The 12198-nt window shown below is 65.7% G+C and carries 9 protein-coding genes and 1 pseudogene; 2 read left to right on the top strand and 8 right to left on the bottom strand.

Annotation, left to right across the window (positions count from 1 at the left end; genetic code table 11):
- The first annotated feature begins 33 nt into the window (after nucleotides 1–33).
- The gene (locus AZH51_RS08400) at nucleotides 34–855 is read left to right on the top strand and encodes a hypothetical protein (protein WP_291523209.1); all 822 of its coding nucleotides are present in this window, start codon (nucleotides 34–36) and stop codon (nucleotides 853–855) included.
- A gap of 781 nt (nucleotides 856–1636) precedes the next feature.
- Here AZH51_RS08400 and AZH51_RS08395 read toward each other — a convergent pair.
- The 4 genes from AZH51_RS08395 to AZH51_RS08380 all read right to left on the bottom strand — a co-directional run bounded on the left by AZH51_RS08395 (nucleotide 1637) and on the right by AZH51_RS08380 (nucleotide 5383).
- On the bottom strand, nucleotides 1637–2719 hold the full coding sequence (locus AZH51_RS08395; protein ID WP_291523207.1) for a hypothetical protein: 1083 nt from the start codon (nucleotides 2717–2719) through the stop codon (nucleotides 1637–1639).
- A gap of 474 nt (nucleotides 2720–3193) precedes the next feature.
- Entirely contained in the window at nucleotides 3194–3730 is a 537-nt protein-coding gene (locus tag AZH51_RS08390; RefSeq protein ID WP_291523204.1) for a hypothetical protein, read from the bottom strand.
- A gap of 105 nt (nucleotides 3731–3835) precedes the next feature.
- Nucleotides 3836–4924: a hypothetical protein gene (locus tag AZH51_RS08385; protein ID WP_109685116.1), complete on the bottom strand. Its 1089-nt coding sequence runs from the start codon at nucleotides 4922–4924 to the stop codon at nucleotides 3836–3838.
- Nucleotides 4925–5041: 117 nt separating this feature from the next.
- On the bottom strand, nucleotides 5042–5383 hold the full coding sequence (locus tag AZH51_RS08380; RefSeq protein ID WP_109685118.1) for a WhiB family transcriptional regulator: 342 nt from the start codon (nucleotides 5381–5383) through the stop codon (nucleotides 5042–5044).
- 153 nt (nucleotides 5384–5536) lie between these two features.
- On the opposite strand from AZH51_RS08380, the gene AZH51_RS08375 reads away from it, so the two are divergent.
- Nucleotides 5537–6502: a toll/interleukin-1 receptor domain-containing protein gene (locus AZH51_RS08375; RefSeq protein ID WP_291523201.1), complete on the top strand. Its 966-nt coding sequence runs from the start codon at nucleotides 5537–5539 to the stop codon at nucleotides 6500–6502.
- 17 nt (nucleotides 6503–6519) lie between these two features.
- On the opposite strand, the gene AZH51_RS08370 is transcribed toward AZH51_RS08375, so the two are convergent.
- The 4 genes and pseudogenes from AZH51_RS08370 to AZH51_RS08355 form a co-directional block, all read right to left on the bottom strand.
- Nucleotides 6520–8055, bottom strand: coding sequence for a hypothetical protein (locus tag AZH51_RS08370; RefSeq protein ID WP_291523199.1), 1536 nt, complete (start codon nucleotides 8053–8055; stop codon nucleotides 6520–6522).
- Complete coding sequence (locus AZH51_RS08365) at nucleotides 8055–10601, bottom strand: hypothetical protein (protein WP_291523197.1); 2547 nt, start codon at nucleotides 10599–10601, stop codon at nucleotides 8055–8057. The genes AZH51_RS08370 and AZH51_RS08365 overlap by 1 nt, the downstream gene beginning before the upstream one ends.
- A gap of 716 nt (nucleotides 10602–11317) precedes the next feature.
- Nucleotides 11318–11626, bottom strand: a complete 309-nt coding sequence (locus AZH51_RS08360) for a bifunctional DNA primase/polymerase (RefSeq protein ID WP_291523195.1) — start codon at nucleotides 11624–11626, stop codon at nucleotides 11318–11320.
- Nucleotides 11626–12099 (bottom strand): annotated as a pseudogene (locus AZH51_RS08355) (ImmA/IrrE family metallo-endopeptidase); the annotation flags it as partial. The pseudogene AZH51_RS08355 and the gene AZH51_RS08360, both read right to left, overlap by 1 nt.
- Between the last annotated feature and the right edge of the window lie 99 nt (nucleotides 12100–12198).

The raw sequence follows: 12198 nt of genomic DNA, 5'->3' as shown, positions 1-12198 counted from the left end.
CTCCGATCCTCAGCGGCTGCCACACTGCCTGCCATGACAGACGAACCACGGGACACTGACTTGGGCGCGCTTCCGGCCGTGTGGGAGGCGATAGACCGCGATGTGCCGGTCGCGTTGGCTGCAGAGCGGGAGTCGTCCAAGACGATGGTGCTCAACGCGGCGGCAATAGACCGAGCACAACCCGCTGGTCATCGGGTCTACATCTCGGCGAACCGACTACTTCGCGTCGCCCACGAGAACCACCTTGCGTACTTGTCGCTGATCCAGGCACACGGGATCGGTCCGACGGCATCGTTCAACTTGCTCCGGCCTGTGCTCGAATCGTCAATGTGGTGCCTATGGCTACTCCAACCAGATGATGGGAAGACCCGAAGGAGGCGTGGCCTCTGGTTCGAGATTCAGGTCGTAGCCGCCAAAGCCGCCTATCTCGACGAACTCGGCATGATGGCTGACAGTCGCGAGTATCGCGATGCCGCCGCGCAGACCCGGGCGTCACTCGGACCCGACTACGACGAAGAGGCGAGGACATTCGGCACGACGGCCCGCGCTCTGCGTGGAGAACGCGTAAACCTCACCACTGAGATACCCAAACTCGGCTGGTTGGCAACCGTGTTCGGAGATGACTGGCCCCGGATCACCGCGGCGGAATGGCGAAGACTTTCGGCGTTCCAGCACGGCAAGTCCTGGCCAGGCGTCCTCGGCTCGGATAGAAAAGTCACCGCAAAGGTCCAGGGCGGAGTGGAGGTGCACATGACTCCCACTGATTCTTCGATTCAGATTGCTGGGGCCGTAGCCGGTCTCGGCCTCCTCGGCGCTGCGCGTTTGCTGCTTCGCCGGTGCACTCGGACCGACTGATCTCCAGTTCATCCCCGGCTAGCACATGCTCCGAACGCTCTAGCGCAACCTGGACGGCCAGCTCCAGCCTGTCCAGCCACACACCGATATCCGTCGGGATGCGACGAACCCCCTGCGGGGGCGGATCTCTCCGGGTCGCCGGAACTACCATGACACCGCGATCATGTCGGCGGGTCGACGAGATCGCCGCTGTCACCGATCTCGTCCCCAACGCATCATCGGCGAGGTAACCGCGCCGGTCGATGCCTACCAGCAACGGCGCACGCCGCCGGTTCCACTGCGTCAGCGCCCCGGCGAACCGGCATGCGTGCTGATCGGGCAGGTCGATTCGGCGTAGGCCCAGTTCGGCGTCAACAGGGCTGTGCGCGCCCGCATACCCATCGAGCACCGCCGCCCACCGGGCCACGACGCAGCACGAGCATGTCGCCGGGTCGGTGATCGCTTCCAGCAGCAGTGGACCGACGCGCCATGACGCACCCACCAGCACCACGTCGTCGGTGGTGAGTTCACTGATCTGTGCCCGGGTCATTCCAGCTCCGGCGAACAACCCGATGACCTGGTCCCGAGCCTGACGTACCGTGCCAGAGCCAGTCAGCCACGGCGGCGGCCGCCAACCCGTAGCAACGGTGCTCGGCAACCAGCCGGCAAGGCTGCGGCGCAGCGTCGACGGCGCCTGGGGACACTCGGCGGCGAACTCGATCAACAAAGCCAGCCGTGGCGGGTCACCATCGCCGACGGACAGCCCGCGGCTGGTGAGCCAATCGGCGAGCAGCGAATCCATCTACAGGCCAACGCTTTTCACCGCGTTGCCAGCCATCGGGTTAGCGTGGCGGATGTAGCGCACCACCGTCTCCGGTTTGCGGTGGCGGGTCTGGCGCATGATCGCCGTCAACAAAGCTCCACCCGCGTCTGCCGTCGTGACGAACCCGGCCCGAAGACTATGTGCGCTGAACGGCTCCGGGTCCATCCCCGCCGCGCTCATCCTGCGCTCCAGCACCGCACCCACGCTGGATCCGGACAGCGCCCCATCACCGATGGCACCGGATCGGTACACCCGACGCAGCAGTGGTTGGTCGGCTTGGCTGTCCGGCCACGGCTGGTCGCAATGATGGGTGTTGCTGACTGCGGAGAGGTTCCGCGCTGCGGCCATCGTTTGCGGCCGCCCCTCAATGCTGGACAGCACCAACCAAGCACGCACCGCGCATGGTACGCAGGTCAGTGGGTGCTGGCCGACCGGCACCGCAATGACCTCCCCGTCACCGAACTGGTCAGTCTTGCTGGCCCTGATGACGACTCGCAGGTGCGGTTCGGAATCGGCGCCAGCCTGGAATGACACATCCCCGGTTCGTAGTCCAACCAACTCGCTACGGCGCAACGCGCCCGCGAAGCCCAACAACAGCAACGCTGCATCCCGCCGCGCCGCCACGCTGCGAGGCCAGTGCCGAAAGTCGAAGTGGCTCAGGGTGGTTCGCAGCATCTCAACATCGAAGGCCGCCGCCTGCTTCGGCGGACGCTTACGCTGTCGCCGGATGCTCGCCAACGCCGCAACCACGACCGGGTGACCGCCAGGCTCTGGTAAGCCAGCGATCCGATGCACCGCATTGGCGGCGGCCACCCGCAACGCCAATGTCGACGTGGCTGCCGCCGGCGAACCATCGGCCCGAGCGATCTGGGCGCTGAATCGCAGGTGGCGAGCCAGATCCTCCGGTTCCAGGGGCAGCGACTGGGCGCCGTTGCGGTCACACCACGACTGCACCTGAACCCATTGGCTGCGGTAGGCGCGGCGCGTCGACTCAGCCCAGGTCGACTCGACGATCCGGGCGAGCTCCGACTGGCCTGGCGACGGACGTGTCGGGGTTGTCACCGGCCCATTGTTGCGTCGCCTCCGGACAGGAGCCGGCGTTAGCCGGGATCTACTGATAGCCCGTCGTCGGCGATGAGGGACCACCGCGACGAAGCCACCACCGTTGGTAGTGCTTGCGGCAGTAACCGCGGCCATAGTGCTTGCCATCGCACCCTTCGATGGAACAACCCGTCCGTCGCGGCCCATAGGCTGGTCCTCCACCCAGTGGGTCGCCGTAACGCCTCAGGCGTTGGTAGTGCTTCACGCAGAAACCGCGGGTGAATGTGGTAACGGTGCAGCCCTCGACGGCACACGGCGGCCCAACCTTCGCATCCCCCGCGCGGCCTGACGGGTTTCCGTAACGCCTCAGGCGTCGGTAGTGGCCTGCGCACAGCCCACGGGCATCCACTGCTGCGTCGCAACCGTCAATCGAGCAAACAGGACTAGCCATGCCCCTGCGGTGCGACGACGCCGGGGCTCACGGCATCCGGCCGCTCAGACCAGCGACAACTCCCGGAACGTCACCAGCCCCAACTGATCCAGTCCTGCCAGGTAGCCCTTCTCGGTGTACGGGTCGACCAGGATCACACCGTCACCGGACGGCGCAGCCAGTTCGGTGTACGGCGCGTAGTGGCTGGCAACCAGAACCAACGGCACCGGCTCGTCCCACACACCGGCTCGTCCCAGCACCGGCCCCGGCAACGGGTCCGTCTTGGGTGACATCATCGCCGTGGTCGCCACGTCATCGTCCAACTGGTAGCCACTGTCAATGGCTGCCTGCAACGCCGAATGCTGCACGAACGCAGCGACTCCCGCCGCGTGGTCGAAACGGGCAAGGAACGCACTCTCGATGTCGTCGGCCGCGATGTGGTCGTAACCGGCCACCACCAACGGCAGCAACTCCGTTGCGGTGTCCGCCACCGCCTGCATCCGGTCGCCGAACAACATCACGAACTGCCAACGTGCCCCGTCAGGGTGCACAGGCAGCATCGGATCGCCGTCGCCGTCGATCTGCGAAGTCAGCAAAGCCATATCCAAGTCTCCAAGTGGTCGATCGTCGCGGTCGGATCAAACGCCCGGCCCACACCCTTACGGTGCGACGACTGTCGCCAGTGCGTGGGCCACGTCCGGGCACTGCTAGTTTCGCCGGCGGAAGATTCGCGACACCAACGCAGCACGCTCACGCTGCCGCTCCCGGATCGCCGCGTCCTCCACTGACCGCGGCTTCTCCCGCGTCGGGCAGTGATGGTCCGCGCCGCTGGCAGTCATCAACCCGCACTTGCCGCAGGTGTCGACGGTGACGCCGCGCTCACCTCGAACGAATCGGTTGAACACCTTGCCCGGCGCGTCACTGTTCGCCATCGCGGCGTACGTGGCCGGATCAACCTTGTAGCCGTACGTTTTCGGCGGCGCCACGCTGCCGTCCTTGCGGGTGTAGCCCTTCGTGGTCAACGTCATCATGCCCTCACCGGAATCGGTCGAACCGTAGCCAACCGACCGGATCCAGGTGGACTGCACCGGCATCGCCTTCGCGCCGGTGTTCGCCAACCGCTCGCGGCGGCGTGCCACCAAGTCGCCGGCCGCCGCCAATGACGTACGAGCCCGCTGACCTTCCAAGACAGCACTGACACCCTCGGCGACGAACACCTCGTGCTCGGGCGCGAACCCCAAGCCTTTCGTCTCCCACTGACCGTCAGAACCTTTCGTGACACGCACAGTGCCGTGCACCATCCGACCGTCAGGAAGCGACGCCGAAACCGGCACGTCAAACGTGCGGTCGTGCTGGGCAGCGCTGAACCGATGGATCGCGGTCTTGGACGGCATCCGCAACGTCATACCGTGACCCGAGTAGGACATGCGGTGCGTGCGACGGTTCCCCGAGATCGACTTGCCCGCAGTCATGTTCGGGGTGTTGTCGTCCGGCATCAACGGGTAGTCGCCGCCGCCATGGCCGTACTCGGCGTCCACGAACGTCGTACTCCACCACTGATCAATGCCCTCGGTGGTCTTCGGGTCAATCCGGGTGCTGGTGGCGATCGGCGCGACATACCCCAGGGAATCCAGTTGCCGGGCACGCAGCTCCCGCCAGTCACTACTGACCGGCGCAGCAACAGTGTCACTGCCATCCGGGCCGCGCAGGGATACCTCAGCGGCCTCCCCGGCGACGTGCCCAGCGAACTTCCCGTCGGCGCCGTGGATCGCACCCGACGCATCGACCGTGCTCATCGGACACCACCGACAACAGATGCTGCGCGGTAGGCAAAGGGGCCGCGCTCGACCGACGGCGTAGGCAGGCAGAAGGTGCTCATGCCAGTGTTGGTTGGCGGCGACACAGCCGAAGCGTCAGGCTGCAGCGTCGACGCGCTTCTTGCGCTTGTTGGTAGCCCCTGGCTTACGCCCAGCCTTTCTGCCCTTCTTAGCGCCCATGCTGGACCAGTCGACCTCTTTGCCGGCGCGCAGCATCACCCCACCCCACACGCCGTAGCCGTCGATCTCCACGCCCTGCCGCAAGCACGACTTCGTCGACAGGCAGGTGTCGCAGATGGCTTTCGCCCGCAAGAACTCATCCGGCCGGTTCGGCTGGAACGTGTCATCGAGGATTCCCCGACAGGCAATCTCACGCCGCAACGGAATGTCGTCCGGCGACAGAGCAGGCTCGGCGGTCGCGTCCAAAACAATGTCCATGAGTGCACGGTGCGACGCCCTTTCGCTGGTGCTCGGAGCACCGCCCAGGCCTCACGACACGAGCAAGCTTCCGTCACGTACCGTTGCGACGCGCCGACGCCGCCGCACCGCTCAAACTCGTCCCAGCGGCGCAATGGCTGAGACAGTTGGACCGTGACCACCGAAGCTCGGCCCCCGATCAAGGCGTTCATCAGCCACGCCACTGAGGACAAGGAGCGATTCGTCGAGCCCTTCGCGACCGCGCTGCGCGAGAAGGGGATCGACGCCTGGGTCGATAAGTGGGAGATCAGGGCGGGCGACAGCCTCGTTCATCGGATCTTCGATGAGGGCATTCCTCGGGCCGACGCGATCGTGGTCGTCTTGTCACATGTCAGCGTTGGCAAGCCGTGGGTGACCGAAGAACTCCACGCGAGCGTCGTCAGGCGGATTACGACCGAGCGGGAGACCAAGCTCATCCCGATCGTGCTCGACGAGGATGTCGACGTGCCAAGCGCGCTGAAACACCTTCTCTGGGTGTCAGTCCCTCGTGTGGGACTCGATGGGGCCGTCCAGCAAGTGGTCAACAATCTGTACGGGGTGGATCAAAAGCCGCCGCTCGGCGCACCACCGGCCTTCGCCGCCGAGCCCGTTCATCAGACACAGACGCCTGCCGACGAGACCGTACTGCGGTTGCTGTTCAAGCACCTGCAAGCGCACGACAGCGCGAATGCTGTCCTCTTCTCCGATGCCGTCAGGGATCGTGCGATGGAGCTAGGTCTGACCGAACCCTCCTTCATCGAGAGCGTGCATGCCCTCGCGTCCGCCGGCCAGGTGAGCGTGACCTTCATGACCGGGAGCACTCGATTCATCATCAACGGAATCCCTAACGGCACGTGGCTCAACCTCGAAGCCTCGAAAGGGGTGGACGTTGAGGGACTGCGCACCAAGATCCTTTCTGACGTTGTGAACCAGGACATCCGCAAGATCGAACCGGCCACGTACGGAGCCTCATTCCGGACAGTTCAGGCCGTGCTGCAGATCCTGCAGGCTCAACGAGTGCTGCGGTTCTCAGTCGTCCGCGATAGCGAGCTGGTCGTGACTGATGTGAGTCCTCTCGCCAGGCGAGCTCTGCTCGGTTGACGTCCACACGACCCCACTCACCCGGCGGTGCGGCGCCGCCTACTCTCAACCTTCTGCACGTCCACCGGACCCGGATGCCAACGGGCGTAGGCAATCTCCGGCGGGACCACAGCCTGCCCGTCGCCGTAACGATCCGGACGGGCGAACGGCATCGACACCGGCTGGGTCAATCCAGCCGCTTTGCGGATCGTCCACAAGTCCAGGCGGCGATTCAGTTCCGCAGCAAGGAGGTGGTCGCGCATCCAGTACGGCTGCCCCCACAACTGGTTGAACGCCAGCATCTGGTGAGCGACCTGCTCAGCGTGCTCCTTGGTGGCGGGAGCCCACGGCGTCGCAGTCGGATCACCGATCCGCAGCGTGCGCCACAAGTCGCTGTCGGTGGGTGACGTGACGTGCTTGTTCAGCGCGAACACCGGCAAAGACGGGAACCGACTGGACACCAACCCGCCGCGTGGGAACCAGTCGGACCAGTCCACGTAGAACATGCGTTGCGCCACCTTCGCAGTCATCCGGTCCATGCTGGCCGTGGCCGCGCGGGCAATCGCCGACTGCACGCGCGGCACGATGCGGTCCTTGGCGGTGTTCTGTCGGGCACATACGAACACCACCGCAGTGCCGCGCGTCGGGTCTGCCGCCAGGGCCTTCGCCCAGGCGTCAACCTTCTCGTCGACGTTCGCGTTCAGTCCGGTCGTCATCTCAATGGCGATCTGGAACCCGTCACGACGCACCCATAGAGCGTCGGCGGTACGGGTCGACTCCACCGGCATGAACTCACCCACTTTGCACAGCGACTCCCCCAGCACCGCTTGCAGGTCGGTGAACTCAGCGGCCCGCAATGACAACTCGTTCAGCATCACCGCGTGCCTCTCGAACCTGGCGCCGCCGTCCGCGACGCGCCGCCCCGCGGTGACGCTCAACCAGTCACCGAAACTCAAGTACCGGCTTTGAGAATCCCAGCGCGGCATGTCGGTACGGCGGACCAGCGCCGGAACCGGATCCAGCAACCGGGCCAGCACCCCGTACTGCAGCAGGTCCGCCGCAATCAGGTTCTTCACCCGCTTCGGCAGGTAGTCGCCGCGGTGCCCGGTCGCGTCAGGGTCGCCGGTGAAGGCCGCCAACTGTTCCGTCGTCAAGGTGCGCCACATCATGGTCGCCGCCACCATCCGGGCGCGCAGCAACCCGTTCGGTGCGCTCGGCGAAAACAACGAGTGCGGCTGCGGCGGCTTCAACAGCGCCGGGTCGACGGTCGTCCGGTGCATCCGGCCGTCCTGGATGAGCCGGGTGATTTCGCGCCGCTGCGCCCAAGCCGCCGTCGCGGGGCCGTTCCACATGCCCGACCACAGCGGCTCCGTGCGATACGCCGACCGGTGAGCCTTCGGTGCGCGGCTACGCATAGAGGTCAACGGCACGTACGGGCCGAACTGACCAGGCATGCCGCGCTCGGTCAGATGCTTGTTTGCCCGCGGCTCGAACCGAGTGATGCTCGGGTCGTCGTCGGCCGGCGCGTACACGTCCTTGAACCCGTGCGGCTGGGGCCGCCACCAGCCTGCCATCACCAGTCCTGCGGATCGTTCGGGATCGGCCGGTTGAATCGGTCAGGGCTGAACCGGTCCGGATCGTTCGGCACCGCCATAGCCTGCACCGGCGCAGCGACAGTCGAGTCGTCATACGCATCGCCCGCCGAACCTGCCGGCTGCACACCAGGCTTCACCCAGCCCCGGTGCTCCGGGACGCGCTCAACCACATCGCCGTAGCTCTCGCCAGTGGCCGCTTGCTGATCGGTCAGGAACCGGGCCCAATCGCCTCGCATCTCCCAGTCGCCAATACCGATCAGGCACGGAGTCTGACGCACGCCAGCGACGGTCGTGCGCAGCACCGCGAAGTAGCGCGGGATGGCGGCGATGTCAGCGCCGGTGAAGTCCGAGCCGTCCAGCGTCAGGTCCGACACGGCACTCTTAACGATCTCCGGGTTGTTCTGCCCGAACCACAACATCGTGGCGAACCCGAGGAGCGAATCACGCACACGCTCGTGCAACTGCTGCGGGTACTGTGTGGCGAAAAACGGGCGCACCCCGTAACTGCGACCTTGGTCGCGCAGCCACGTCACGGTCTCTGGGCTGGACCCGGCCAGCACCGACAGCTCGTCAGCAAAAATGTTCACCTGGCGGCCCTGGTCCTGCCAGCCGACACACACACGCCCGATCGCCTCGCGCAGCTGGAACAACAGCAGACTGCTCAGTAACTGGGTCTGCCGGTCACTGACCTGGGTGCCGTCGGCGGCCGTGCCCAGGTTCACCACGACCGCGTCATGGTTGGCCAGGACGTCCTCCCAACTGACTCGCGACCTACCGGCGTCCCACCACGTCTCGATCTCGGCCAACTGCGCCAACTTGTTGCGGGCAGCTTGGGACTGGGTGCGGCGGGTCGAAGCTGACACGTTCGCACCGAACAGGATCTCGGTGTACTGCGCCGCCTCCACCGCAGACTCGTCCGTGACGGCAGCCGCCCGCACCACCGACGACAGTTCCGTCGCCGAGGTGTCACCGAACCCACCCAGCAGGCGGTGCGTCAACGCGATCGGGTTGCCGTGCCCGTGATCGGACAACCACAGAGCCGCCGGAAGGACAGCGTTCAACGCTTCGATGCTGGCGTTCTCCAGAGTGCCTTCGCCGAACGCGTACCGGGCAGCCTCGATAAACCGTGCCGCCTTCTGGCTCGCAGTTCCCGGAAAAGCGAACACGTCGATCGCCGGGGTCGAAGCGTCCGCCAGGTCGATCAACAGCATCGAATCCGGATCACCGGTCACGCTCTGTGCCATCCGCCGGCACGCGGTCGCGCCGTCGCCCTTGTTCTCGAACACGATCACGCACGACCGGTCATCCACGATGCGCCGTGCCAGAACCCAGCCCAAGCACACGCGCATCGCCACGGACTTGCCGAAACCGGGCACGCCCAGCAGTCCAACTCCGCCGTACAGGTCATCGGCGGACAAATGGGCAGGGTTACCGTCGGCGTCAGCGCCCAGCATCGGACCGATCGGAGCCCGCAAACTTGCCGGGACCAGTCGCGACGACGCCGTCGCCGGACCCGAAGCCGAACCTCCCGGCGGCACCGCCAACCCCGTCAGCATGTGCGGCGCACACAGCAGCACACTGCGATCCAACGGGTAGACCACCCGGGCGGTACGCGGCACGCCACCAGAGTCAGTGGCTGGTCGACGCTGGTGCTTAGCGGCCGACCGGCGCGGCGCCGGAAAGTCCAGGCCGTCCAGCCGCGACAGCAGCCGGTTACGCCCAGCCAGACGCAACGCCGCGTGTGCTCCCAGCGCGGCAGGAACACTCAACCCCAGCGCCAACGGCCAAGTGTCAGACACCGAGCCCAGAGCAGGGACAACACCAGCAACCTGCGCACCGTAAACACCCGCGCTGCCAGCGCCCAGCAACCACGGCAGCGTGCCCGAGCCCACCACGACCGGGTCCGCGGTGATGTCCAACCCAGGCATCGCCGCGACCACCTGGCGCAGCAAGTCGTCAGCGGTCGACCGGTCCGGGGCGCCCACCAGGATGCTGGTCGCCAGGAGTTCCCCACCGCGCGAATAGTGCGACTCGTTGCCGCCGCGGGAACTGACCCAACTCCGATACGCCGACACTTCGGCCGGGCGAGGCGTGCGCATCGTGAACGCCACCCACGCCCGGCGAACGTTCGCCCGCCAGATCACCTTGGCAACTTCCGCAGGGTCCGCACCGGCAGCAGTGTCACGTCCAGCGACCGACTCCAACCGCACCCGCGCCGACACCAAACAGGGGCGATCCCCCAACCCCGCCAACAGGTCCGGAACGTCATCGCACGGCTCGACCACAGCGTCGATCGTCGCGGCCAAGTTCGCCGCCAACGACGCAGCACCGCGCCCCGCTCTCTTACTGGTTGGCGGCGTCACCAGGAAGGCGTCAAGCGTGCCGTCGTCGCCGGTCACAGCCAGCAACGTCGCCTGTTTGACCGAACGCAGCGACGACTCGAACGCTTTGGCACGCTGCACGTAAATCCCAGGGTCAACCTGCTTGGAAGCTGTCGGGCGGACCTTGAAGGCGGAGACGTTCACGCATCTCTACATGGGCCAGGTTGGCGGCGACCAGGGTTAAGGAACGCTCTGACCAGCAACAACGCGCAATTTTTCGGTCAATTTTCCGAGCGGCAGCAGTGAGTCCCCGGGAAACGGCGCAACCACGCTCGACCCCGCGTGCCTCCGGCAGGAGGGTGTTGGTGGTGGCGTTGGTGGGTGTTGAACGGTTGTGGTGGTGGTTGCGGCGGAGTTGGTGGGGTGTGCAGCAGGTGGGTAAGGGATGAGTGAACGTGCAACCAGGGAACAGTTACAAGCAGTGGATGGCATCGAAAGGTACTAAACGACAGTAAGCGTCATTGGAAGTATCAAACAGACGCCTCACGAGTTTCAGACGTACCAGGTCGCAGCAAACGTAGAAAAGTTGACAGGCTCGGGGACGACGTGTTGACAGTACCGAACAACCAGAGCAGGCAGGAAGCAGAACACCGAGAAGAACAACGACTAGAACACCGAGAAGCAACCAGGCAGAACACCGAACAGACCCACGAGAAGAACACCGGCAAACCAAGCGCAACGAGACAACCCAGCAGCAGACCCAGGGAAAACCAGGGCACCGAACAGAACAACAACAAGAACTCCGAACAGCAGACGAACAAGCAGCGAACCAACCAGCCACACGAAAAGACCGCCGAGGCCGAAGGCCGAAGGCTCACAGCGGTCAGTTGCTGCCGGCTGGCCAGGTCGGTCGGCTGTTGCTACCGCCTACCGACGGACGCCAACGTTGTTGGCGTGGGCTGGACATCGACGTCTACGACGACAACGCCCGATGCAGCGCCGGTCGGGATGCCGATGTTCGCGTTCGGTGTGCGCGACCACCATGCGGCAACCTGCTCCGGGTCGCTACTCGCCTCGAGGAACCCGCGGCGGGTCAGCGGACGCTTCCCCTCGACGACGCACGGAAACACGTGCACGCCAGCCCCCGCGAGGCTCCGAGCCGCTACCCCGAGGTGTGGTGAGCGATCCACGCGAATGAGCGCCGCCAGGACATCGAATGCTTCGGTCATCACAGCCCCCGCCCTGCCAGAGCTGGCACCTGCGCAGCACGCGGACGATCGGTCTCCACCGCAGGCGCAGACGTGCGGGAGGTGCGCGGACTGGCGTTGTCGCGTTCGAGGCCGGTCGGGGTGCCGTCGCCGACCTGGAGCGTGTCGAGCTGGTCGAGGATCGCCAGCGCGGTCTTCCGCACCCGCTCGCCGGTGGCCTGCACCACCTGGACGGGCTCTTGGCCGTCCACGCGGACGGCCCAGGTCGAGACGTACGGGATCGTGTACCCGGCAGTGTCCATGCCGTGCGCCGCACCGACCATCAGAGCCACGGACTCGGCCTCGACCTCGCGGATGCCGCGATGCTGCCGCGCCTCCTCATCGTCGGGATCGTGCATCAGCACATGCGCCAGCTCGTGCGCGAGCGTCTTGACCTGCGCAGCAGGGTCCATGTTCTCCCGCACCGCCACCGAGCGCGCCTCATAGTCGGTCATGGCGGCGACCCCCTTCCCTTCGCGACCGGCAAGGCATTCATGTAGTCCACCCCAAGGGTGGGTTTGCATACTCAACAGTACTCGTTGAGCATGTGCAAA

Origin of the sequence: Branchiibius sp. NY16-3462-2, assembly GCF_001594145.1 — a bacterium.
Taxonomy (GTDB): domain Bacteria; phylum Actinomycetota; class Actinomycetes; order Actinomycetales; family Dermatophilaceae; genus Branchiibius.
Note: the sequence above shows the minus strand (reverse complement) of the source record. Positions and strands in the feature narration are given on the sequence as shown.